Here is a 23702-nt window from a genome sequence, read left to right on the forward strand (position 1 = left end):
CTTCTGGTTCCTCAATTTAGGAGTTCAGAAAAGCAGGCTAGCGAGCCGATCCTGATTTGGGAACTCACGGCGTGTCGCCGGATCGGCGGTCGGAGGGGCGGGATACTCGCCGGATGGTCACCCCGACGATCCAGCGGCGTCGCCTCGGCAACGCCCTCAAGCGCGCCCGCGAGGCGGCAGGCAAGACCCAGGAAGAGGCCGCCGAGGTCATCGACTCGGCGTCGAGCAAGGTCAGTCGGCTGGAGCTGGGCCAGTCCGGCATTCGGCTGACCGACTTGAAGCTGCTGCTCGACTTCTACGGCGTGACTGGCGAGGAAGCCGAGCCGCTGCGGGAACTCGCTCGCGCCGGACGCCAGCGGGGGCGGTGGAGCGGCTACCGGAACGTCGTACCGGACTGGTTCCGGCAGTATCTCGACCTGGAGGCCGACGCGGCGGAGATCCGCTGGTACCAGTCCGAGGTCATCCCCGGCATCCTCCAGATCGAGCCCTACATTCGGGCGATCATCGAAGGGGACGATGTAGAGCAGCAGACCGCAGTGCGCCTCGAACGACAAAAGGTGATCGATCGCCCGGACGGGCCGGAGCTGAACTTCATCCTCAGCGAGTCGGCGCTGCGGCGCAACCTCGGCGACCGGGCGGCAATGCGGGAGCAGTTGGCCCATATCGCCGCTGTCGCCAGCCGCCCGAACGTGACAATCCAGGTCTTTCCACTGGATGCCGAGACGTATGTGACATCCTCCTACAACTTCATCATCCTCCGGTTCGGGGAGGAGGTCGCCTCGGACGTCGTCTACCTGGAGACGTTCACGGACGCGGATTACCTCGACAGCCCCGAGGCGCTCCGGTCCTACAATCGGCTCTGGGGTCGTCTCCAGGCTGCGGCCCTGGGGCCGGCGGAGTCCCGGAAGCTCATTCTGCGGATCGCCGACGAGATGAAGTAGAGGCTGACATGTCGAACCCGGACCTCACCGGCGCGGTGTGGCGCAAGTCCACCCGCAGTGACTCCAACGGCGGCGCGTGTGTCGAGGTGGCGGACCTCCGCGACGGGGTGGCCGTCCGAGACAGCAAGGACAAGTTCGGCCCGACGCTGGCCTTCGACGCCCACGGCTGGCGCACGTTCATTGACTCCCTCAAGACCAACTAGCGTCGCCTCTCAAGCCGACGAGACCGCAAGCGCCCCGGCTCCCTTCTTCGGAGCCGGGGCCCGTCGCTTTCCTGGCCTGCACTCTCCGTGTGCGCGCCGATCTGGCGGCGACTGCGTCGAGGTCGCCGACAACCTGCCCGACGTGGTGGCCGTGCGGGACAGCAAGGACCGGGCCGGCGCGACGCTCATCTTCGCGCCCGCCGCCTGGCGGGGCTTCGTCGAGCTGGCGAAGCGCGCCGGCTGACCCGGCCGCCCCGGCCCAGGTCGGCGCGTCATGTCGGCGACATGGGGGTATCCCGGCCGCCGGATACCCCCATGCCGCCGACATCGAGTCGATCATGGACGCGCCCGCAACTGCAAGATCGCTGCGGGGGCGGGCAGGTGGACCGCGAATCGGTGGCGTGCGGCGGGTGTGAACAGCGTCGGGCTGCTACTCGTTCCAGTTGACACTCCAGTAGGCGGTGACCTTTCGAAGGTCACCGCCGTATCTGCTCGCGCCATCCCGCTTCCAGCCGCAGCCGATCAGGCGTATCGACACGGCCCGCTGCTGGGGGTAGCCGAAGACGATCGCATGCTCGACAGTCTGACCGAGCAGGCACGTCTCATCCTGGGGCGGATCGGTCGGCAGGCCGTTCAGGTACGCCGAAAGCTCATCGACGCGCGAGGTGGCTTTCCTGTTGGCGTCCAGCCGTAGCGGGATCGTGCCGTCGTGCCGGTAGGTGCAGAGGAGCACCTCGGTAGCCCCTGTCGGCACCAGATCAGCCGTGCCGCCGGACGGCGAAGAGCGCTCGTCCCAGGCGTCCGGACAGCGGGCGGGGCCAGCCTCGGTGTTGTCCATCGATGCCGCCCGGGTCTGCGCGCGTGCAGGCTCCTCCTGGCCACCACGCAGCAGAGTGGAGGCCGCGCCGAGGCGACCCACGGCCAGGACCGCCGCGGCTATCGCGAGACGCCGTCGCCTCAGCGGAGGACCTGCATTGTCGACCGTCCGCGCCACCGACAACTACCCTTCACCGGTGATCGTGAGGTTTCACGGCCCACCGAACGAGATGCCCCCGTGGATGTCGCGGGCCTGCACCACGGGCCCGCTGACGTTGCCCGAGATGGAGTTCGTCACGCTGTCCGGGCCCACTGCGACGGCAGCGTTGGCCTGCTCCCATCGGGTCTGAAACTCTGCACCGAACGCCGGGTCGCGTCGCGCCTCGTAGTCCAGCAGTTGGGCAAGGGCACGCGCGGTGTCCTGCGACGGCTGGCGGAGCGCGCCCTCGATGACCTCCCGGGCCTCGGGTTCGCGCCGGAATCGGTCGCGCAGGAAGTCGACCAGCGCGGACACTGCCAGCCGGCCGCCCTGGGCGAGCTCGGTGGTCGTCCACGCGACGAGCGTTGTCGCCGCGGTGACCATGACCGGGTCCACCGTCGGTCCACCTCCAAGAGCCGGCTCCGGCCGACACGTGGACCAGCCGGGATCGATGCGGCCCAGCATCGATCACCCAGAGTGCTCGGGGCAGTGCGCAGAGAGTGGAGTCGATATAATGCAGCGATCTTGTCCCCCATCGATGGGAGAGAGCATGAACCAGAAGGTCATGGCCGTGTTTGGTGGCGCCGCGCTCGCGGTCGGCGTCATCTCGACGGTCGCCGCGCCTGCGGCAGCCAAGGTGTGTACCGACGAGATGTCCGCCTGCACGCTCTTCTACGACAACTACGGCGGTGTCACCATCCAGGACACGGCCTGCGACTCCACGGGCGTCTACGGTGAGTACCGTCGTACCCAGCAGAGCGGCACGACGCAGACGGTGAACAACTACCAGGGCTGCAACACGTCGGTGAACACCGGCTCCGACACCGGCAACTACGTCTACAGGCACAGGGCTGCGGCCAACTACACCGGTCCGGACTCCTACTCCGGCTGGGAGTGGAAGCCGTAACAGGACGGGACGCGCCCCGCGCGGGCCGACGCTTCGTCGGCCCGCGCTCTCTTCCCTCCGATGCCCAGTTGAGTGATGGGATTCGAATGACGACAGGCGCACCTGCCGAGATGGCTCTGACGGCACGAGGACTCCGCTACGAGGTGGCGGGACGCACCCTGCTCGCTGACGCGGACCTCACGGTGGCCCCCGGGCAGTCGGTGGCGATAACCGGGCCTAGCGGCAGCGGCAAGACAAGCCTGGTGCTGTGTCTGGCCGGGCTCCTGCCCGTGACGCAGGGACGTATCCACATTTCGGGCACTGAGTTGACCGGGTTGGGTGCAGGGGATCGCGCGGCGCTGCGACTGTCACGCATCGGAGTGGTGTACCAGTTCGGGGAACTGTTGCCAGAACTCGCGCCGGTCGAGAACGTCGCCCTGCCCGCGCTTCTGGCCGGGGTCAACACGGCGGAGGCATACGAGCGGGCGGGAAAACTGCTTGCGGACTTGGGCGTGGCAGATCTCGCGGAAGCCCAGACCGCGACACTGTCCGGCGGAGAACGCCAACGGGTGGCGGTCGCCCGAGCGCTGGTGACGCGACCTGCGGTGGTGCTCGCCGACGAGCCCACGGGCGCGCTTGACGAGACAGCAACGGACCTTGTCGCTGATCTTCTCTATGCGCTGCCGAGCAAGTACGGCTGCGCCTTGGTGGTGGTCACGCACAATCTTCAGGTGGCCGGCCGCGCTGATGCCGCCGTCGTTCTACAGGGTGGGGCGCTGGTGCCAGTGACGGTCGCAGCATGAGGCACCCGGGACCCACGGCGATGCTCGCTGTCCTGGGCCATCGCAGCAGCCGTGACGGTGGGGTGACGGCCCTGACCCACCGGGTCGCCCTGGCGGCGGCGACGGTAGTCGCGCTGCTGAGCGGATGGCTGTTCATCGCCGCCGATGCGGTGTTTACCGCTCGCGACGCTCGTATCGTCTCCCGGGAACCAGTGTTCCTCGACCGCGCCGATACCAGGCCCCCGATGGCGAAGTGGGCCGAACGAGGGGACTTCTTCCGCGACAGCCAGTTCATCGTCATCAACATCGTTCCGCAACGCCCCGACGCACCCCCGCCACCAGGACTGCCGCGTTGGCCGGCCTCCGGGGAAGCCTTCCTTTCGCCAGCGCTGCTGGCCGCCGACACCGACGGGGAGCTTCAACAGCGCTACGGTCGCCTCGTCGGCGAGATTGGCGCCGACGGGCTCGCTGAGCCCGCCGAGTGGCTGGTGTACCTGCAACCTGCCGATGCCGCGTGGCTGGATCGCTCCAGCGCCGAGACCCGCATCAGCGGCTTCGGTAATCCGCAGGTCACCGCGCTGACCTACCGCACCGCCGGCCTATCCGGCCGCACCGCCCAGGACATGTACCTGCTCATGCTGCTCGTCATCGGCGTACCGACCCTGGTGCTGATAGCCGTCGCCGTCCGCTCCGGCGCCGAACAGCGCGACCGACGCTTGGCGATGCTCGACGCACTCGGCGCACCGACACGAGCCAAAGCCTGGGTGCTCGCCGGAGAAGCCGCCCTGCCGGTCGCCGCTGGCATCCTCCTCGGCGCTATCACCGCAGCGTTGACCACCGTCGTCGACGTCACGGTACCGTTCGTGGACTACCGCGTGCCCGCAGACGACCTGGCAGCCGGCCGCTCCGGGCTAGCGCTGCTGACCGTCAGCACCGCGATACTGATGCTGGGGCTGACCATCGTCGCGCAGCTTCGACGCCGCGCGGTGCAGGGCACGAGGCCCCGCGCGGTGACGGCCCGGCTCCGAACATGGCCGCGAGTGCTGTTCGCGGTGGCTGTACTACTCCTCGCCCTGGCCACATGGTCTGCTGCCGAGGCCGGCGGCGTGTATCCCAACGCGCTGCAGATGCGGGTGTTCCAGGCAGCCATGTTGGTGGCCATCTTCACCCTGCCCGCCGCCGTCGCCAGCCTTGCCGTGCCTGTTGGGCGCTTCGCCGCCCGCACTGGACGCCGCCGAGGCTGGCCCGCCGCAACCATCGGCGGACGCTGGCTCATTGACCGCTCCGCGGCGATCGCCCGCATGTGTGCCGCCATCGTCGTCGGCTTGGCCGTACTGACCTTTCTGCAGGTCTACCTCAATCAGGCCCTCGACGCAGGCACCTGGTCAACGCAGCGACAGCTACTAGGCGACCGTATCGTCACCGTGCGCGCCAACAATCCCGCCATCGAAGCCGACAAGTTCACCGCCACCCTCGGCACCGACCGCACAGTTCGCGTTGCCACCGACAAGAACAACAACCAGGCCCTCGTGGGTACCTGCGAGGCCTTGGCCCATCTCGGCACCTTGACCACCTGCGCGGCGGCACCAACCCCTGCACCTGACGCCTACCGCACCTTCAACACGACAGGCAACGCCATTCGTTCCGGCGCGGCATCCACCATCATCTGGACCGACCCCCTCGTCGGCCCCACCGTGCCACCGGACTACCAAATCGTGGGCTTCCTGGTCTTCAACGACGACGGCCACCCGGGCGTGCAAGCCATCGCCCGCACCGCGTATGCCATGCTCGCCTTCCCAGATGTACACACCTCCGGGCAGTACAGCATCTCCGGCGCTGTCGACCAGGCGCACCTCTACTCCTGGGTCTGGGCCTTCGGACTGCTCGGCGTACTCGTGCTGGCGCTGACCACCACCATCGGCGCCGTAGACACCTTCCTACTGCAGACCCGCTCCCTCGGACCACTCGGCGCCATGTACACCCGCAGACGGCTCTACGCCATCATCGCCCAATGGAACATCACCGTTCCCCTGGTGTTCGCCGGTCTCGCTGGAGGCGCCGCAGCTGCGGCCCTTGGACACGCCTTCAGCCTCACTCGCGGCTTCGGCCGCCTGTCCTGGCCATTGCTGACGGGATCCGTACTCGCCGTCGTGGTCATCGCCGTTTCGCTCGGCCTGCTGTGCGGAGAAACCGCAACACGAGCAGTACGGCGCTGGCGACCAACCGCTGATTGACCACCAACATGTGTTGTCGCCGCAGTGACCATGACTGGGTCCACCGTCGGTCCACCTCCAAGGGCCAGCTCTGGCCGACACAGAGATTGACCGATATCGATGCGTCCCGCCGATCCGGTCCCGCACCCTGCGACCCTTTCGGCGGCTTGCGTGCCCCCGAGTCGCCAGGATCGGGTACACGATAACGACTTGTTCGGCCACTACGCTACGCACTATCGTCCTCACCGACGGCACTGGCTGGCCGTCTGTCGTAGGAGGTCGCGGTGAAGCTGACCAGCGGTGAGCGAGGGTTGACCCGATCGTTCACGTCCCTGGACGACGACGAGTTCAACCAGTTGTTCCGCGACGTCCGTTACACCGCCTACCGGCTGGAAACCCTTCAGCGGTACGACGTGTCGTACGAGCAGGACGAGTTCGCCCGGTTCCTGGCGGGCGAGACTCGCGGGGAGTTCCCCGGGATCGCTGCCTGGTGTGACACCGTGCGAGCAGCGGTGTCGGCCGCCAAGCGCATGCACCGGGTCCACGTCATCACCGAGCCAGTCTCGGAGTACGTCCGGTTCGAATGCGGATGGGCCTACGAACACACGGTCGAGGCGGGCGAGGACGTCCGCCTCATCGTGGTTCCCGGCGATGACTGGCCGGCAGCGTTGCCGCACTACGACTACTGGTTGTTCGACTCCTCGCAGCTCGTGGCGATGTACTACGACGAGCAGGGGAGGTTCGTCTCCGGCGAGTTGATCAGCGAGCCGGGTAAGATCGTGCAGGCCAATCTCTGGCGTGACGCTGCCGTCGCGGCATCGATCCCCTATCGGATGTACGCAGCCCAGCTCCAGATCAGCTCCCCATAGATCGCAACTCGCAGGGGAAGAGGCAGCGTGTCCGCCGCGCACAACGAGTCGTCAGGCGATGCTGAGGCTGTCGTTCAGGCGGGGACGGTGTGCGGCGGCATCAACCTGTTCGGGCGTGCGGAGCCACCTCTTCTTCCGCCACCTCGCCAATTGCCCCTCGACGCGACCAGCTTCGTCAACCGCCAGCAGACCATCACCCGACTGGATGCCGCACTGCCCGTCGAGAACGACGCGCCGGCTGCGGGAGGCCAGTCGATGACCGTGGCGGCCATCGCGGGCGCCCCCGGCGTGGGCAAGACAGCGCTGGCCGTGCACTGGGCGCACCGGGTCCGGCAGCGGTTCGCCGACGGCGATCTCTTCGTCGACATGCGCGGCTACGGTCCAGGACCGGCCCTGGACGTCGGACAGGCACTGGACGCGTTCCTGCGCTCCCTCCATGTGCCGGCCGAACAGATCCCGACGGACACCGACGGACGGGCTGCCCTCTACCGGTCCGTCCTGACCGGCAAACGGGTGTTGATCGTGGTGGACAATGTGTCCACGGTCGGCCAGGTCCGGCCGCTGCTGCCGGCAACCCCGAGCTGCATGGCGATCATCACCAGCCGCAGCCGGCTCTCCGGCCTCGTCGCGCGGGAAGGAGCGTCACGGATGACCCTGGACGTCCTGTCTCCCGACGAAGCGGTTGCGCTGCTGAGCGACAGCATCGGGGGCGATCGCGTCAGCGCCGAGCCGCAGGCCGCCGCCGAACTCGCCCGCCGCTGCGCCTACCTCCCGCTGGCCTTGCGGATCATCGGGGAACGCATCGCTGACACCCCCTACGCCACCCTCGCGGAGTTCGTGGCTGACCTGGCACTCGTCGACCGTCAACTTGACGCCCTCACCGTCGACGATGACGAGCTGTCCGACGTCCGGGCCGTGTTTTCCTGGTCCTACCAGGCGCTGCCTGAGGAAACGGCGCGGTTCTTCCGCCTCCTCGGGTTGCACGCCGGCTCCGACATATCTGCTGCCGCGGCAGCAGCCATCACCGGCCTGAACATCCCCCGGGCCCGCAACCTCCTCGACCAGCTCACCGCAGCGCACCTCGTGCAGAATCCTGCCCGCGAGCGGTACCTGTTCCACGACCTGCTGCGTGCCTACGCCCTCGAACGCGCGCACGCCGAAGAGACCCCCGAACACCAACGCCGAGCGCGACGCCGCGTCTACACCTGGTACCTGTGGATGGCGGAGGAAGGCCGGAAGGTGATCCTTCCCTACTCGCACGCCATCCCTCTCCCTCCAGCCGGACCCGACGTGCCATTCACGCCTCCCAGCGCCGTGGCCGAGGCAATGGCATGGTTCGAGCGGGAACGCCTCAACCTCCTCGACAACGTTCGACAAGCAGAGCAACTGGGTGACCACGACATCGCCTGGCAGCTACCCGTGGTCAGTGACGGCTTCTTCGAACTCAAGTCGTACTGGTCCGACTGGCGCGACGTCCACCTCACCGGCCTACGTGCCGCACGGTCCGCCGGGTCACGCCTCGGCGAGGCCGCCAACCTTCGCTGCCTCGGCGACGCCTACTGGCGAATGGAGCAGCGCAATGCCGCGCTGGACTGCTATCGCCAAGGCGTCGACGCCAGCCGCGACGTCGACGACCACTGGGTGGAAGGATTCTGCCTCCGGGGCCTGGGCCTCATCCACGAGGAACTCGGACAGATAGAAGAGGCCCTCAGCCTGTACAGCCAGGCACGGGAGGTCTTCCGGCAGAACAGCATCACCCGAGGCGAAGGCATGTCGCTGCTCAGCCTCGGCAACTGCCACCGCGCACGCGGAAACCTCGACACCGCCATCGCCCACTACCAGGAAGCCGTCGCCATCCTGGACGGCATCAACGACCAGTGGAGCGTCGCCTGGGCCTCCTACCCCCTCGGCCTGGCCTACCAGCAGACCGGCCAACTCGACGAGGCCCTCGAACAGCATCAGCGGGGCCTCGAACTCTTCCGCAGATTCGATGATCGACGCTGCGAAGGACTCACCCTCGCCGCCCTCGGTGACACCTTCCAGGCCACCGACCAACGCGACGAGGCGCAGCGGTGCTGGCAGCAAGCACTCCAGATTCTCGACCCACTCGGCGACCCCCACGCAGACGCTGTCCGCCGCCTTGTCGCACAGTTCGGCAGCTCCGACGAAACGGAGCCGACGAGATCCAACCCGTCATGCTGATGAGCACCCGAGCGCGGGTCCCCAACTGCAAGTCGCTGTGAGGTTGAGGCGATTGAGAGCGTTAGTCGGCCTCGTACCGCCGGCTAGGAGAACCGACTGACAGCGCACGATCCCGCCGCCACGCGGCCAGGCAGCGTCATCGACCACCACGGGATCGATTCACCTTCATGCGATGGGCAACGTCGGAGGTGCACTGCGGCCGGTGTCCGGCTTACGGTCGGGACGTGTTGGTGTACGACATGGTGGTACGGGAGCGGCGGGCGTTGGCCGACATACTCGGCCGACTCACCGCCGACGAGCTACGGCGGCCAAGTCTGTGCGCCGGGTGGACCATGCACGACATCGCCGCGCACCTGACGACGTATCTGACCTTCGGTCAGGTCAAGCTCTACCTGGGCATCGTCGCCACCGCCGCCGACATCGACCGGATCAACGTGGTGCTTACCCGTCGGGCCGCCCGCCGGCCCACCGCCGAACTCATCGAAACGTTGCGGCGGCACGCGGACGCCCGTACCACCATCCCCCGGTCCGGGTTCGACCCGGTCCTCACCGACGCGATCCTGCACGACCTGGACATCCGGCGTCCGCTGGGCATCGCCCGCGAGGTGGCCGAGGAACCGCGTTGGGTCGCCTTCAACCACCTGGCCCGCAACCCGGCGCTGGGCTACGCGAAAGGGCCACGGCTCGGTCGACTCGAACTGATCGCGACGGACACCGGCTGGCGCTACGGCGCCGGCGTCCCGGTCCGGGGCAGCGCCGAGGCGCTGCTGCTGGCGATGAGCGGACGCGACGACGGCTGGGACGAACTCGACGGCGACGGGGTGCCGATCCTGCGCGAACGGGTACGCGACCGCCCGCAGTTCCATCCGGTACGGCGGCTGGCGATGGCGGCCAACGTACTGATCAATCCGCCGCCGGCGGACCGCAGGTCACGGACGGCGACCGCGCCGCCGGTCCCGCCGCGCTGAACCGGGCAAGGTCACGCCGGGCGGAACCCGAGCGAGGTCACGCCGGGCGGAACCCGAGCGAGGTCACGCCGGGCGGAACCCGAGCGAGGTCACGCCGGGCGGAACCCGAGCGAGGTCACGTGGGGCTGAACGCGGGCGAGCGGTTCGGCTGGGTCGCCAGCGATGCGGGATTGACCGGGCAAGCCGAGCGGTACTACCTGGGCGGAGTTTCCGCTGCCCACGCCGCGCAGGACAACCCGCTCGCGGCGAATCTGCTCTCATCCCTGGCCTACCAGAAGGCCAACGTCGCCGACCCACGGGAGGCGGTGCTGCTGGCGTCCAGCGCTTACCACGGCGCGAAAGCCACCGCGACCGCTGCTGCCGCCTGATCGTCCGCTTGGTGGACGTCCTTTCGGATATGGCTTCTGCTGGATGCAACACCGTAGCCTGGACCCTTCGCGCCACAGTGGACGGTCATTGGGCCGCCCGCACCGCGGACGTCTCCATCAACGACCCGCGCGCGAGTACGACGTGGTGAGAACGTGACGACCTAAGGAGTTCAAGGCATGGCAGCAGATGCCTTCGACGAACCGGCTGCGGAAGCAGCCGTACGCGGGCAGCAAGTCCTTGACCTCCTGCACAAGGCAATCGACATGCAGAGCCCGTTGGTGCGCAAGAACCTCGTCCGGGCCCGTCAGCGGAACCCGGAGGCGACACCGGCAGAGGTGATCCGCAATCTGGAGCGGATGTATGTCAGCGCCTTGACCGGGACGGGTGCTGCGGTTGGCGGAGCCGCAGCGGCGCCCGGCGTCGGCACGGGCGTTGCCCTGGCGCTGTCGGCCGGCGAGGCCTTCTCGTCTCTTGAGTTGAGCGCCCTCTTCGCGCTCTCGATCGCCGAAGTCCACGGGGTCCCCATCGACGAGATCGAGCGTCGCCGGACGATCGTCCTGGGAATCATGCTCGGTGGGTCCGGCTCCGCCACCATCACGAAGGTCGCCGAGCGTACGGGGCAACACTGGGCACGTCAGATTGTCGCGATGGTGCCTGGCGAGACGTTGCGCCAGATCAACAGGGTCTTGGGAAGACACTTCATCACGAAGTACGGGACCAAGCAGGGAATCATCGTTCTCGGTCGAGTGGCGCCGTTCGGCATCGGCGCGGTCATTGGTGGTGGCGCTAACGCTGCCCTCGCCGCCCTGGCTGTGCGGGCCGCTCGTCGCGCATTCGGCCCAGCTCCGACCTCCTGGCCAAGCTGACCTGCGGCACGCCGCCGGACACCGTCTCAGTCCTGGGCCTCCGCCCTGTGCTGGGGTGTGGCGCGGTCCGTGATCGTTCTGCTGCTGATCAGCCGTTGCGGGATGGTGCCGGTCGCCGCCTGAGCCGGTGCCGGTTCGCCTGGTCACCGGCCCGCTGGGTGCTTGACCCGTGTTACGGACGGAACCTAAACTTTCGATCTGTTAGCGCTAACAGTGGCGTCAGTCGATGAGAGCCGACGGGTCATTGACGCCGGGGTCAAGGGCAGTCCCCAGGGCGACGCTGGAGGGCGGTGCCGACCGGTCCGGACAGGACCGGGGAAGGCGCGTGTCACCACCACCAGCCAGGAGGACGCAACATGACGCACGATCAGAACGGGCCGGTCAGTGGCGAGCGGCGAATGCTGAGCCGGAGAGCCGTCCTGACGACGATGGGGGCCGTGCCGGTCGCGGCGGCGGCCGGGACACTGCTGGGCGCCACGGGAGCCTCGGCCGCCCCGGCGACCATCAATCTGTCGGCGCAGCGGCAGACGATCAAGGGCTACGGCGCGATGGCCCACGCAGCCTGGATCGGCGACCTGACCTCCGCCCAGCGGGAGACGGCGTTCGGCACCGGCGAGGGTCGGCTGGGCTTCTCCATCCTGCGGATTCCCGTCGGCGAGAGCTCGGCTGACTTCGGCCGTGACCTCGCCACGGCGAAGCGCGCTGTCGAGCTGGGGGTGACCGTCTTCGCGTCGCCGTGGAACCCGCCCGCCAGCATGATCGAGACCTTCACCCGCGGCAGCCAGACCAACGCGAAGCGGCTCAGGGCCAGCTCGTACGCCGCCTACGCCCAGCACCTCAACGACTTCACCACGTACATGCGCAACAACGGGGTGCCCCTCTACAGCATCTCCGTGCAGAACGAGCCCGACTACGCGCACGACTGGACGTGGTGGACCACCGCCGAGATGGTCAAGTTCCTGCGGGAGAACGCCGGCTCCATCAGCACCAGGGTCATGGCGCCCGAGTCGTTCCAGTACGTCAAGTCCATGTCGGACCCGATCCTCAACGACGCCACCGCGCTGGCCAACGTGGACATCATCGGGGCGCACCTCTACGGGACGTCGTACTCGAACTTCCCGTACCCCCTCTTCAAGCAGAGGGGTGCGGGCAAAGAACTGTGGATGACCGAGGTCTACTACCCCAACAGCAACACCAACTCGGGTGACGCCTGGCCCGAGGCGCTCGACGTGGGCGAGCACATCCACCGCGCCATGGTCGACGCCGAGTTCCAGGCGTACGTCTGGTGGTATCTGCGGCGCAGCTACGGCCCCATGCGCGAGGACGGCCAGATCAGCAAGCGCGGTGCCATGATGACGCACTTCGCGCGGTTCGTCCGGCCCGGCTACGTGCGGATCGACGCGACGGCGAACCCGGCGTCGAACGTCTACGTCTCGGCGTACCGGGGTGGCGACACCGTCGTCATCGTCGCCGTCAACAAGAACACCTCGTCGGTGAGCCAGCAGTTCACCCTGTCGGGCGCCACCGCGTCCGGCAGCGTCTCGAACTGGCTGACCGACGGGAGCCGGACCGTCGCGCCGCAGAATGCGCTCACCATGTCGAACGGCTCCCTCACCGTCACGCTCCCCGCCCGCAGCATCATGACCTTCGTGACCAGCGTGAACGGCACCCCGCCGCCCACCACCCCGCCGCCCACCGTCACCCCCACCCCGACGCCCACCCCCACGTCCGGCGGTGGCACGGGTCCCCGGGTCGCCTACACGACGAACTCCTGGAGCTCCGGCCTCACGGCCAGCATCGACATCACCAACACCGGCACCTCGGCGATCAACGGGTGGACGTTGGCCTTCACCCTGCCCTCGGGCCAGGCCATCACCTCGGGCTGGAACGCCACCTACTCGCCCGCCAGCGGCCAGGTGAGCGCCCGCAACGTCGACTACAACGGCACGATCGCCCCCGGCGCCACCGTCAACATCGGCTTCCAGGCCAGCCACAGCGGCAACACCGCCGAGCCGACCGCCTTCACCCTCAACGGCGTCGCCTGCACGGTGGTCTGACCGCCCCGACGCAGGGCCACCCTAGAGATTGAACAAACCGGGTGCGGCCCCTCCGGCGACGGAGGAGCCGCACCCTTCTCAGCTCAGGGGCGTGCCGGGGCATGCCCAGGCCGATGCCTACCAGTTGCCGAGCACGAGGCGGCCGGCGACGCTGTTGAGGCTGAACGGTCCGCTGTTGTACCAGACGCTGGGGTGGCACTCCCGACAAGATCGCCGAATCGCTACGGGCCGAGTTGACTCAGGAAGACCTGCGAATCCTGAGGGTCAGCCGATCGTGGTGTTCACTGACGTCGGCTGAGACGTCTTACCAGCACCAGGGACCGGGCTTCTCCCAGGGGAGACAGGCGGAGGTGGCGTCGGTTGTTGCGGCGTGAGCGGCCGCCTGGGGCAGGATTGTCGCAGCTGCTGCGAGCAGAAGCGCTGCCAGGATGTTGCGGGCTTTTCTCATCTTGGGCTCCTTGGCTTAGGGGCACGCTGTATCCGTCAGGCGGAGGTAGGTGCCTGGTCGATGCGGGCTTTCTCGAGTCGTTCGCCGACGATGTCGGCAATATCGGTGAAGGACGGCATGGCGGGGTTCTGGACCATGCGTTTGCTGGACACTTCGAAGCCCTCCCCCCATTCGGGCTCGATGACTTCGAGCCCGTCGGCGCGGCATTGTGCGAGGTTGCGTGTTACGGCGGGCTTCGACCACATGACGCGGTTCATCGCGGGGACCAGCAGTACGGGGGTGTGGGCGGCGAGGATGGTTGCGGTGAGCAGGGTGGATGCGTGTCCGTGCACCACATCGGCCAGGAGGTTCGCGGTGGCGGGAAGCACCAGGATCAGGTCGTGGCTGGAAGCCAGCTTGACGTGATTGCTTCGGAAGGCAACCTCGGGATCGGTGGAGTCCAGGACCTCGTCGGCGAACAGTCCCGCGGTGCGCGGGGGGATGAATCGGGCCGCTGATGCGGTGAGTAGCACGGTGACGTGGCAGCCCAGCTTGGCGCGCATGGTGGCCAGGTAGTTGGGCAGCATGACCACTGACGCCGCGCCGCTGGCCCCGACCAGGACTCGCGGAGCGGGTCCCGGCTGGTCGCCGGCCGGGGAGGTTTGCGCGGCTCGGCCGGTCATCGGACGGTTCCTGCGGGGATGGCGAAGCCGTTGAGCTCGGCGACGAGGTCGAGCCGCTCCTGGGTGTTGAACTTGAAGCTGGGGCAGGGACCGTAGCCGTCGCGCCACAGTTTTGGGCAGGCGCCGCCGCAGGTGGGGTAGAACTCGCAGGAGGAGCAGGCTCGTTGCCCGCCTGCGACCTCCTGCATCCAATCGTCGTAGGCGCCTTCGGGTCGGAGATCTGCTCCTTGCGCCCAGGGTGAGGTCACATCTCCGACAGCGGTGTGGGACAGGTGGTCGACCAGGGGCTGTTCGCTGCAGGAGAAGATGTTCCCGTCCGGTGCGATCAGCTCGTCGGAGCGGGTGACTGCGGGGCAGACCACGGGGGCGGGGGAGGCGGGCAGGATCTCGAAGTTCAGGCCGAGCTGGCGCATGAGTATCAGCCACAGCACCTCTCGCTCGGCGAAGTGACGCTTGCCGAGTTCGATGGCGCTGACGTCGTTGCCCCAGGAGTGCACGGGTTTGATGCCGAAGCGCACACGGGGGTGGGCGAAGCCCTGGCTGGCGAGTAGTTCCAGGAGATCGGTGATGGCGTCTTCGTTGTGGACATCGACGTTGGAACGGATACCGAACGTCAGTCCGGCTGTGGACTCGTCGTCGAGGGCCTGTTTGATCGCGTCGACGATGCGCCAGAAGGATGCTCCGCCGCTCTTCAGCGGCCGGTGCCGGTCATGCATTTCAGGCGGTCCGTCGATGGTGATCTCCGCGTGCGTGACCTTGCACTCCTGCGCCAAGGCCCTGAGCTTGCGGATGTCGAGCAGTGCACCGTTGGTGATGATCACAGAGCTCCAGTCGAGCTCGCGTTGCTCCACGACGGGGACGAAGGACTGCGAGAGGTCGCGGATGGCGGCGAAGCCCATCAGTGGTTCGCCGCCGAACCAGTCCAGGCGCATCGAGGTTGTCTGCGGGTGCTCCAGCATTGCCAGGACCCGCCGGCGGACGGCCTCCCGGTGGTTGCCGCGTAGTGAGGTGCGCCGGTGTGTCTGGCCGCAGTAGGTGCAGCCCATGTTGCAGTAAGCGGTCGGGAAGAGCGCGACGTGGCGTCGCCCCGGATCTTCGGCGTTGTTCGTGAAGCGTAGCGTCACGGCCGCGAGTTCGTCCTCGGCCACGGATACCAGGAGCTGGTAGCGCCGCAGGACGTCGAGTTGCTGCTCGCCCAGCGCGGGTACACGGCCCGCTTCGAGATCGTCGGCCACAGCCTGCTTGACCGGCAGAACCTTGCTGACGCGGGTCGCGTAGACCAGACGTACCGCGTCCCCGTTGGACGCGAGGTAGGTGTTACGGCTGATGACTTTGTAGCGACTTACCTTCTCCACGGTGCTGGGGCCCCCGTCCATCCTGTGCAGAGCCTTCGTTTACAGCGGAGCGGGCGCCGTTTGAAAACAGCGCCCGCTCCGTGTGGACGTGCATGCTCCCGCTGGCGTCTGGCTCAGCAGAAGACGTTCACCGAACGGTCAGCCGGGCCACCGGCGGTGGTGGTGACGAGTGCGTCGTCGTACATGGAAGGCACCTCCCCTCTGCTCTCCATCGGCGATGTTCGACCTTTGCAGGCCGCGCAATGAAGCTAACCTTCACCTCTTTCATGAGTCAAGCTTTCTTGTAAAAGGAAAACTGAATAGAACTAGACACTTCGGAGAGTTATTCAAGGAATCTTGAATCAGTCGCGGATCTCGCGTATCGTCCATGTCGTGGACGAGCTGCAACCCCGACGCGTGGATCAGGTGGAGGTCTTGAAGTCCTTCTCTCATCCCCTGCGCTTACGCCTGTACTACGCGCTAGCCAGACATGGCTCCGCGACCGCAACCGTGCTGGCCAGGGACGTGGGAACGACCGCCCAGCTAGCCTTCTACCACCTGTCGAGAATGGCCGGACTAGGCGTCCTGGAAGAAGATCTTGAAGCGCCGAGCCGCGGCCGCGAGCGCTACTGGAAGCAGTCAGCCCGGGGGCTTTCCTTTACCCCGGACGATCTCGGCGACAACACTGTCAGTGACCTTGAGGTCCTGCACCGTGCTCAAGCCGGCATTCACCTCGAGCAACTGCAGGAGTTCTTCAACTCCGGCCCCAACCCGAGCGACGGGTTCCGGTCGGCAGCCTTCGGTGCCGACATGGTCCTGGACCTCACCCGCGCCGAGGTCGACCTCCTACGCGAGGAACTGACCCAGACACTGCTGCGCTTCCGTGATCGGCAGCTGCCGATCGCCGAACGGTCAGAAGACACCAGCCGCAGCATGTTCGTGTTCATCCACGCCTTCCCCATGAAATGACGCCATGACTGACACCGATTCCCGCGACACCACCGCCTCGTCCGCAGCCCACACGGCGGCCGACGCCACTGTTGTGCCGCAGCCGCTGTGGAGGCTGTCGCTGTGGCTGACCGCCGAGCCCGTCTCTCTCATCGGCGACCAGATATTCTTCCTCGCCATCGCCTGGACCGCGGTGCAAGCGGCAGGACCGAAAGGCGTTGGCCTCGTCCTCGCCGCCGGCGCCCTGCCTCGGGCGCTGCTGATGCTCTTCGGCGGCGCCATCGTCGACAAACTTGGCCCCCGCCGCGTAGCCCTCACCAGCGACATGCTGCGAGCTCTGCTGATGATCGCGGCCGCCACTATCGCAGCTGCTGCTCCCCATTCGATTGCGCTACTGCTGGCGCTGGCAGTCAGCTTCGGCATCATCGACGCGCTGTTCTACCCTGCGACCGGATCGCTAACGCCCCGTGTCGTACCGCAGCAGCAGCTCGTGCGCGTGCAGAATATCCGTGCCCTCGGCACACGGATCGCCGTGCTGTTCGGAGCCCCCCTGGGCGGTCTCCTGCTCGCGATGAGCGGCCCATCGCTGTCCTTCGCCATCAACGCTGCGACCTTCGTCCTGTCGGCCGCAGCCCTGGCCGTCCTGCGTGTCCGCAGCGAAACGTCTCCACATCAGGTGCCGGAGAGCATCCTGCGGCAGGTGACCGACGGGCTGCGCTACGCCGTCGCCGACCCCGTGGCCCGCAACCTCCTCCTGCTGGTCGCTCTTCTCGAGTTCGCCGTCAACGGCGTCATCAACACAGCCTTCCCCGCCCTCGCCGTAGACCGCGGATGGGGAGCCCAAGGCCTGGGATGGCTCGTTGCGGTCTTCGGCGCAGGTGCCGCAGCCGCCGCCCTGGTGCTGATCATCGTCTCTCGCGCCCCCCGGCCCGGATTGATCGTCGCCGGTGCGGCGCTCACCGGCAGCGCCGTCATGGCGCTGTTCGCCGATGCCCACAGCCTCTACCTCACCCTGAGCCTGTCGTTCGCCGTCGGCGTCGTCGGCGGCGTCGTCGCCGGAATAGTCGTACCCATCATCCAAACCACAACCCCCGAAAACCTCCTGGGCCGACTCATGAGCCTGTTCGGCCTTGCCACCGTCGGCGTGGCACCCCTGTCGATTGCCGCTGCAGCGCTGATCACCGAGCAGGCTGGCCTACGAACCGCTTTCCTGTTCGCCGCGACGCTGACCCTAATCGGCGCCATTGCCTGCACGACCAGTACATACGTACGCCGCATCCAGCTACGGCCGTCCCGTTAGGCCCGCCGGTGAGCGGCGACAACACCCGTCATCATCAGTACTGTCGCGAGCCTTCGCCCGCCGTCGCGCGACGGGAGCGAGCTACCCGCACCACGGCAGACGTCGATGACTGAACGCACGTGTCACCCGAGTGCATCCCGGGGCATAAGCCCCGACGTTGGCCAGATGCCGGGGCGAATGCGTCCGAGATAGGACCGATCCTTCCTCCTGGCTGGTGCCGACGAGGCGGCGGGCCGCGCACGATGTGTGCGCGGCCCGCCTCGGCCTCCGGCCGGACTGTGCTCTCCTGGCCCTACTTGTAGACGATGTTCGACGACGTGTACTTGCAGTACGTACCGTCGGCTCCGCTGCCCGTCTTGACGGGCTCCTTGCCGGTGTTGTTGCCGGTGTAGCGGTCGCAGATGGAGATCTTCCTGCTGCTGTCGCCGTAGATGGTGATGCCCGAGAAGGTCGCGGTGTCGCCGTAGTTGGTGTTGATGCCGGCCAGCGACGAGCCGGGCGCGGTGACGGTGACGTTCTGGATGACGACCGTCCGCTTGTGCTGCGTCGAGCAGTTGCCGCACGACCGGTAGAGCTTGCCGAAGTTGCTGACGTCGAAGTTCTTGATGGTCAGCTTGCCGCCGCCGTTGTGCTGGAACACCTTGTCGGAGGCGGACCGGGCACCGCCGCCGTCGACGGTGTAGTTCGCCGACGAGCCGCCCTTGAACGTGGCGGCGTCCTCGCCCACGTCCTCCCACCACACGTTGATCAACGTGCAGCTGCCCTTGCAGTGGATGCCGTCGGCGGCCGGCGAGCCGATGATCAGGTTCTTGACCACGGCTCCGTCGGCCAGCTCGAAGATCGGCTTCTGGCTCTCGCTCTGGCCGCCGTCGCCCATCGCGCCGCCGGCCTTGTACCGCACCAGGCCGAAGTCCTTGGTGCCGCTGATCGACTGGGTGCTGGTCACGGTCGTGGTGCTCTTGGGCGTCGGCCAGGTGGCGGCCTGCGCGCCGGTCTGGGTCACGGCCAGGCCGGTGGCGACCAGTCCTGCGGTGACGAACGGCAGCAGGGCGAGCCGCCAGCGCCGGTGGCGTGGCGTCGCGCCGTTCTCACGTGTTGTGGTCACGTGTCCTCCGAATTGGATCAAGGGACGGGTGGTGGTGTCGGACGTGCGTGCGTGTGGGGGCGCTTTTCCGGTACGCGCCGCACGCACCAGGAAAGCGCTTGCCTACGGGTTGACACAGTACGACACCCATCGATGGCGCGGAAGAGTTTCCCGTCGCGGACGCCGAAATCCGTACGCGATAGTCACGCATGGTGGCGACCTGGTCACGACGATGCGGCGCTCACCTCAGCTTCAGGCCACCCGCCCACAGCGCCGGGAATCTTGGACAGCAACTGTTCCCCGCCCCCGTACCGCGCGACCGGGGCGGACCTGTCACGTGTTGTCGAGGACGAACGCCCGCATGAGCGTGGCGCACTCGACCGCGTGCGTCTCCAGCAGGAAGTGCCCGGCGTCGTAGACGTGCGCGTCCATGCGGTCGAGGGCGCGGTGGTAGGCGAGGACCTCGTCGACGTCGAAGTATGCGTCGTGCCGTCCCCACAGCACGAGCGCCGGCGGCTGGTGGGCACGGTGGTACGCGGCGATCTCGTCGAACCACGCCCGGTGGCTGGCGTAGTCGCTGAACAGCGCGAACTGCGCGTCGATGTTGCCGGGCCGGCTCATCCGCTCCCAGTCGAGGTGCCACGACTGGTCCTCCCGCCCAGCGGCGGTCAAGAAGGGGCCCCTGCTATACAGAAAGCGTTAACAAGGTGCCCTTCCTTACAACGAAGCGCGGGCGGAGAAGGCGATGCTCGCCAGGAGGAAGCCGCCGTTGACCACCGTGAACGCCACGATCACCCAGAGGGTGAGGGCCGGGGCGAACGCCAGCACCAGGCCCGCCACGAAGATCACCGCGCCGTAGTCGCGGACCAGCTTCACCAGGCGCACCGGAAGCGACGTCGAGGTGACCATGCTGGCCGCGTTCGGGCCGGACTGCATCACCGACGTCACCAGGTTGACCATCCAGGTGCCCGCGAAGAGCGCGACCAGCCAGGTCGGCGTCTCCGGGCGCTGCGCCACGGCCGTGGCGGACAGCGCGGCGACCAGGGCGATCTGGGCGGCCACGTCGCACAGCACGTCGACCCGGGCGCCCGCCGCGCTGCCCGCCCCGGTCACCCGGGCGAGCTGCCCGTCGGCGCAGTCCAGCGAGTACGCCACCTGCCAGCCGACCAGCGCGGCCAGCCCCACCGCCCACGCCGGCGCGGTGCCGGCGGCGACCCGGTCGGCGAGCGCCACCACGGTCACCGACGTGGCCAGGCCCAGCACCAGGTTGGCGATGGTCAGCGCCGTGGGGCGCAGCCCGAGCCGCTGGGCGACCAGTGCGAACACCGCGCCCAGCCACTGGCTGATCGACTCGCTGAACAGGCCGCCGCCCCGGTTGACCCGGTGGAAGTCGGCTACGGAGGGGCGGGCGGGATCAGCCAAGGTCGCGGAGGGCACCGGCGTAGTCTGCCAGCCGCTCCCGCGTCTCGGTAGCCGACATCGCCAGGTGCTCCAGGATGGTGTACCGGTCGGGGCGGGTGGCCGGCGCGAACTGCACCGCCTCGACGAACTGGTCGTCGGTGAGCGCGACTTCGGCCGGCAGCCGGGGCAGGTTGTGCCGGGACAGGCAGGCCGACATCTCCGCGAACCGGCGCTCGTCGCCGCGCAGGAAAGTGCAGAACAGCGCGCCGAGGCCGGCCAGCTCGCCGTGCGAGGCGGTGCCGGGAAAGAGCGCGTCGATCGCGTGCATGATCTCGTGGCAGCCGCCGCTGGACGGGCGGGACGTCCCGCACACCGCCATCGCCAGGCCGCTGGAGATCAACGCCTCGGCGAGCACGATGACGAACGCGTCGTCGGTCATGTCGCCGGGGTGGGCGAGGACGGCCTCGGCCCCCATCCGGGCCAGCGACGCGGCCAGGCCGTCGACGGGCTCGCCGCGTACCTGGCGGGCCAGCTCCCAGTCGGCCAGCGCGCTGATGTTGCTCACCACGTCGCCGATGCCGGCCCGGTTGTGCCGCTCCGGCCCGGCCTCCACGAAGTCGAGGTCCACGATCACGGCGATCGGGATGTGCACCCCGTAGGAGCCCTTGATCCCGCCGGTGATCAGCGACGCCACCGGGGAGGCGATGCCGTCGTTGGCCAGGCTCGTCGCCACGGTCACCATGGGCAGGCCGCGCCGGGTGGCCGCGTATTTCGCCACGTCGATGGTCTTGCCGCCGCCGATGCCCACCACCGCGTCGTACGACCGGGCGCGCAGCTTCCCGCCCAGGTCGTCGGCGGCCTCCAGGGTGCCTCCGGCCACGGTGAACACGTCGGCCGAACGCAGCGACGGGCGGATCAGCTCGGCGATCTGCCCGCCCTGCCCCGGCCCCACCACCACGGCGACGTCCCCGCCGGAGGAGATCCGCCCGTCGGCGAGGATCGCCGCCAGGTCCGCCACCGCACCCCGCCGCACGTCGATGTGCAGCGGCGTGAGGATCGTGCGGGCTAGTAGCGGCACGCGATCTCCCGCGCCCGGGCCAGGTCGGCGTGGTTGTCGACCTCCACCCAGGAGACGTCCCCGATCGGCGCGGCCCGTACCTCCCCGCCGCGCTCGGCGAACTCCTGGTAGCCGTCCTCGTAGTAGAGGTTCGGGTCCCGCCGCCAGGTCGCCTCCAGGGCGTCGGCGAGCGCGTCGGCCACCTGCGGCTCGATCAGCGTCGCGCCGATGTACTCCCCGTACGCCTCGCCCGGGTCCATCAGCTTGGTGATCCGGGTGAGCTGCCCGGCGGCGTCGAAGGTGGTCTTCATCTCCTCCTCGGCCAGCGTCTTGAGCGTGTCCACGGCGAGCAGGATGCCCGGCCCGCGCCCGGCCAGCAGCGTCCGCTCCACGCTCACCGGGTGCACGGTGTCGCCGTTGACCAGCAGCACGCCCTTGGCGAAGTGCTCCCGGGCCAGCCAGAGCGAGTACGCGTTGTTCCACTCCTCGGCCTTGTCGTTGGGCACGAGGGTGATCGTGACGCCGTGCCGCTTCTCCAGCTCCGCCTGGCGGGTCACGACCGCGTCGGCGGCGTACCCGACGACGATCACCACGTCGGTGAGGCCGACCTCGGCGAGGTTGCGCAGCGCGATGTCCAGGATGGTGGTGTCACCGTCCACCGGCACCAGCGCCTTGGGCAGGGTGTCGGTGTACGGGCGCAGCCGGCGCCCCGCACCGGCCGCGAGGACCATCCCGATCATGCGACCGCCTCCTTGGTACGTCTCCGGAGCACGTCTCCGGGTCACCGGTGGAGGATAGCGCCGGGGCGGACCGCGCCCGCCGTCAACCGGTGCGTCAGCCCGGCAGGGCCGCGCCGCGACCCCGACGTCAGCCCGGCAGGGCCGCCAGGTCCGCCAGCATCGTCAGCCGCTCCTCGGCGGTCAGCGCCGCGTACGGGCCGGCCGCCCGGCGGTCCGTCTCCAGCTCGATGGCCAGCCGCTCCGGCCCCGCCGGCAGCTCGTCGACGCTCAGCGCGGTGTGCCCCGCCGCCGTCCACGCCGCCGCGTGCGCGTCGGCCCGGTGGTAGCGCAGCGTGCCCAGCCGGTTGAGCAGCAGCACCCCCGGCGCGGTGCCGTCCGGCTCGTACGGCGGTGCGGTCACCGCGAACGCGTCGCCCAGCACGTCGGTCTCCTCCTCGGCGCTGACCAGCGCGTGCGCCAGCAGCCGGCCGAGCACCTCGACCAGCCGGAGCACCCGCTCGTCGTGCCCCACCCACAGCTCCTCGGTCACCTCGGCGTGCACCTGGAACAGCTCGTCGAGGAAGGCGAGGCCGCGCTCGGTGGCGCAGAGGCAGCCGTCGGGGCGGCGGTGCAGCATCCCGTACGCGACCTGCTTGTCCAGCGCCCGCTGGCAGGCGGCCGGGTCCCGGTACCGGGTCACCGCGGCGAAGCCCGCCGGGTCGACCGTCCCGCCCGGCGCGGCCAGCCGGGTGCGGAACTCGACGAGGAAACCGGTGGCCGCCGGCCCGCCGTACCGCTGGCTCAGCTCCGCGCCGCCCCCGTCGCGCCCGGCGAGGATGCCGGCGGCGAAGACCCGGTCGACCGCCGGGGCGACCAGCCCGGCGAACCGGTGCGGCGGAAGCTCGACGTCGTCGCTCACAGACCGATCGAGCGCAGCGCCGCGAAGCCGTCCTCGGCGATCCGCCGGATCAGCCCGTCGTTGACGTCGCGGTGCTCGTCCAGCACGGCCAGGTCCCGCTCGGTCAGCCAGCGGAACTCGGTGTGCTTGCCCTCCTCCAGCCGGGGGCGGCTCAGGTCGCCGTCGACCCGGACGAGGAAGTCGCTCTCGACGCGGGCCAGGCCGTCGTTGCCGGTCCACCGGTATTCGCCGACCGGGCCGAGAACGTGCGACACCGTCCAGCCGGTCTCCTCGGTGACCTCGCGGCGCAGTGTGTCCTCGATCTCCTCGCCCGGTTCCAGGTGGCCGCCGACGATGTCCCAGGTGTCGGGGAAGAGGACCCGCTGCGGGGACCGGCGCTGGAAGAAGAGGCGGCCGTCGTCGTCGACGATCAGCGCGCCGGCGCAGCGGAGAGGCTCGGTGGGCACGTCACGACAGTAG

25 protein-coding genes are annotated in these 23702 nt (G+C 68.5%); 14 read left to right on the forward strand and 11 right to left on the reverse strand.

Annotation, left to right across the window (positions count from 1 at the left end; translation table 11 throughout):
• Positions 1 to 113 precede the first annotated feature (113 nt).
• The 3 genes from ACFT41_RS02670 to ACFT41_RS02680 all read left to right on the forward strand — a co-directional run bounded on the left by ACFT41_RS02670 (position 114) and on the right by ACFT41_RS02680 (position 1388).
• Positions 114 to 941 (forward strand): helix-turn-helix domain-containing protein, encoded by an 828-nt coding sequence (locus tag ACFT41_RS02670; RefSeq protein ID WP_377586032.1) that lies wholly within the window; start codon positions 114 to 116, stop codon positions 939 to 941.
• Between the two features lie 8 nt (positions 942 to 949).
• A complete protein-coding gene (locus ACFT41_RS02675; RefSeq protein ID WP_377586030.1) occupies positions 950 to 1144 on the forward strand; it encodes a DUF397 domain-containing protein in 195 nt (64 codons plus the stop codon).
• A 76-nt stretch (positions 1145 to 1220) separates the two neighbouring features.
• A complete protein-coding gene (locus ACFT41_RS02680; RefSeq protein ID WP_377586120.1) occupies positions 1221 to 1388 on the forward strand; it encodes a DUF397 domain-containing protein in 168 nt (55 codons plus the stop codon).
• A 186-nt stretch (positions 1389 to 1574) separates the two neighbouring features.
• Here the strand turns inward: ACFT41_RS02680 and ACFT41_RS02685 are convergent, their stop codons facing one another.
• Entirely contained in the window at positions 1575 to 1982 is a 408-nt protein-coding gene (locus tag ACFT41_RS02685) for a hypothetical protein (protein WP_377586028.1), read from the reverse strand.
• Between the two features lie 189 nt (positions 1983 to 2171).
• Positions 2172 to 2555, reverse strand: a complete 384-nt coding sequence (locus ACFT41_RS02690) for a hypothetical protein (RefSeq protein WP_377586026.1) — start codon at positions 2553 to 2555, stop codon at positions 2172 to 2174.
• A 154-nt stretch (positions 2556 to 2709) separates the two neighbouring features.
• Here ACFT41_RS02690 and ACFT41_RS02695 point away from each other — a divergent pair, with 154 nt between their 5' ends.
• The 9 genes from ACFT41_RS02695 (at position 2710) to ACFT41_RS02735 (ending at position 13371) form a co-directional block, all read left to right on the forward strand.
• A complete protein-coding gene (locus ACFT41_RS02695) occupies positions 2710 to 3066 on the forward strand; it encodes a hypothetical protein (protein ID WP_377586024.1) in 357 nt (118 codons plus the stop codon).
• 143 nt (positions 3067 to 3209) lie between these two features.
• Positions 3210 to 3848: an ABC transporter ATP-binding protein gene (locus ACFT41_RS02700; RefSeq protein WP_377586022.1), complete on the forward strand. Its 639-nt coding sequence runs from the start codon at positions 3210 to 3212 to the stop codon at positions 3846 to 3848.
• A 20-nt stretch (positions 3849 to 3868) separates the two neighbouring features.
• The gene (locus ACFT41_RS02705; RefSeq protein WP_377586020.1) at positions 3869 to 6061 is read left to right on the forward strand and encodes an FtsX-like permease family protein; all 2193 of its coding nucleotides are present in this window, start codon (positions 3869 to 3871) and stop codon (positions 6059 to 6061) included.
• Between the two features lie 263 nt (positions 6062 to 6324).
• Positions 6325 to 6909: a DUF6879 family protein gene (locus ACFT41_RS02710; RefSeq protein ID WP_377586018.1), complete on the forward strand. Its 585-nt coding sequence runs from the start codon at positions 6325 to 6327 to the stop codon at positions 6907 to 6909.
• A 27-nt stretch (positions 6910 to 6936) separates the two neighbouring features.
• On the forward strand, positions 6937 to 9111 hold the full coding sequence (locus tag ACFT41_RS02715; RefSeq protein ID WP_377586016.1) for an ATP-binding protein: 2175 nt from the start codon (positions 6937 to 6939) through the stop codon (positions 9109 to 9111).
• A 224-nt stretch (positions 9112 to 9335) separates the two neighbouring features.
• Positions 9336 to 10079, forward strand: a complete 744-nt coding sequence (locus tag ACFT41_RS02720; RefSeq protein ID WP_377586014.1) for a maleylpyruvate isomerase family mycothiol-dependent enzyme — start codon at positions 9336 to 9338, stop codon at positions 10077 to 10079.
• A gap of 119 nt (positions 10080 to 10198) precedes the next feature.
• On the forward strand, positions 10199 to 10447 hold the full coding sequence (locus ACFT41_RS02725) for a hypothetical protein (RefSeq protein ID WP_377586012.1): 249 nt from the start codon (positions 10199 to 10201) through the stop codon (positions 10445 to 10447).
• 177 nt (positions 10448 to 10624) lie between these two features.
• Positions 10625 to 11314: a hypothetical protein gene (locus ACFT41_RS02730; protein WP_377586010.1), complete on the forward strand. Its 690-nt coding sequence runs from the start codon at positions 10625 to 10627 to the stop codon at positions 11312 to 11314.
• 356 nt (positions 11315 to 11670) lie between these two features.
• Positions 11671 to 13371, forward strand: coding sequence for a cellulose binding domain-containing protein (locus ACFT41_RS02735; RefSeq protein WP_377586008.1), 1701 nt, complete (start codon positions 11671 to 11673; stop codon positions 13369 to 13371).
• A gap of 483 nt (positions 13372 to 13854) precedes the next feature.
• Here ACFT41_RS02735 and ACFT41_RS02740 read toward each other — a convergent pair whose 3' ends face one another.
• Both ACFT41_RS02740 and ACFT41_RS02745 read right to left on the reverse strand, forming a co-directional pair.
• Positions 13855 to 14481, reverse strand: coding sequence for a flavoprotein (locus ACFT41_RS02740; RefSeq protein WP_377586006.1), 627 nt, complete (start codon positions 14479 to 14481; stop codon positions 13855 to 13857).
• Entirely contained in the window at positions 14478 to 15836 is a 1359-nt protein-coding gene (locus tag ACFT41_RS02745) for a radical SAM protein (protein WP_377586004.1), read from the reverse strand. Before ACFT41_RS02745 ends, ACFT41_RS02740 begins: the two co-directional genes overlap by 4 nt.
• A 372-nt stretch (positions 15837 to 16208) precedes the next feature.
• On the opposite strand from ACFT41_RS02745, the gene ACFT41_RS02750 reads away from it, so the two are divergent.
• Positions 16209 to 16784, forward strand: coding sequence for an ArsR/SmtB family transcription factor (locus ACFT41_RS02750; protein ID WP_377586002.1), 576 nt, complete (start codon positions 16209 to 16211; stop codon positions 16782 to 16784).
• A gap of 4 nt (positions 16785 to 16788) precedes the next feature.
• Positions 16789 to 18063 carry an MFS transporter gene (locus ACFT41_RS02755; RefSeq protein WP_377586000.1) on the forward strand — a complete coding sequence of 425 codons (1275 nt, stop codon included), beginning with the start codon at positions 16789 to 16791 and terminating at the stop codon, positions 18061 to 18063.
• 292 nt (positions 18064 to 18355) lie between these two features.
• Here ACFT41_RS02755 and ACFT41_RS02760 read toward each other — a convergent pair whose 3' ends face one another.
• The 7 genes from ACFT41_RS02760 to ACFT41_RS02790 all read right to left on the reverse strand — a co-directional run bounded on the left by ACFT41_RS02760 (position 18356) and on the right by ACFT41_RS02790 (position 23689).
• Positions 18356 to 19168: a pectate lyase gene (locus ACFT41_RS02760; RefSeq protein WP_377585697.1), complete on the reverse strand. Its 813-nt coding sequence runs from the start codon at positions 19166 to 19168 to the stop codon at positions 18356 to 18358.
• 312 nt (positions 19169 to 19480) lie between these two features.
• Positions 19481 to 19819 carry an alpha/beta fold hydrolase gene (locus tag ACFT41_RS02765; RefSeq protein ID WP_377585700.1) on the reverse strand — a complete coding sequence of 113 codons (339 nt, stop codon included), beginning with the start codon at positions 19817 to 19819 and terminating at the stop codon, positions 19481 to 19483.
• A gap of 45 nt (positions 19820 to 19864) precedes the next feature.
• Positions 19865 to 20584 (reverse strand): CDP-alcohol phosphatidyltransferase family protein, encoded by a 720-nt coding sequence (locus ACFT41_RS02770; protein ID WP_377585703.1) that lies wholly within the window; start codon positions 20582 to 20584, stop codon positions 19865 to 19867.
• Positions 20562 to 21626 (reverse strand): iron-containing alcohol dehydrogenase family protein, encoded by a 1065-nt coding sequence (locus ACFT41_RS02775; protein ID WP_377585706.1) that lies wholly within the window; start codon positions 21624 to 21626, stop codon positions 20562 to 20564. The genes ACFT41_RS02770 and ACFT41_RS02775 overlap by 23 nt, the downstream gene beginning before the upstream one ends.
• Entirely contained in the window at positions 21614 to 22345 is a 732-nt protein-coding gene (locus ACFT41_RS02780) for a sugar phosphate nucleotidyltransferase (protein ID WP_377585709.1), read from the reverse strand. The genes ACFT41_RS02775 and ACFT41_RS02780 overlap by 13 nt, the downstream gene beginning before the upstream one ends.
• Positions 22346 to 22472: 127 nt before the next feature.
• Positions 22473 to 23243: a hypothetical protein gene (locus tag ACFT41_RS02785; RefSeq protein WP_377585712.1), complete on the reverse strand. Its 771-nt coding sequence runs from the start codon at positions 23241 to 23243 to the stop codon at positions 22473 to 22475.
• Positions 23240 to 23689: an NUDIX hydrolase gene (locus ACFT41_RS02790; RefSeq protein ID WP_377585715.1), complete on the reverse strand. Its 450-nt coding sequence runs from the start codon at positions 23687 to 23689 to the stop codon at positions 23240 to 23242. The genes ACFT41_RS02785 and ACFT41_RS02790 overlap by 4 nt, the downstream gene beginning before the upstream one ends.
• Positions 23690 to 23702 lie beyond the last annotated feature (13 nt).

The organism is Micromonospora sp. NPDC057141, from assembly GCF_042670805.1.
Classification (GTDB): Bacteria; Actinomycetota; Actinomycetes; order Mycobacteriales; family Micromonosporaceae; genus Micromonospora.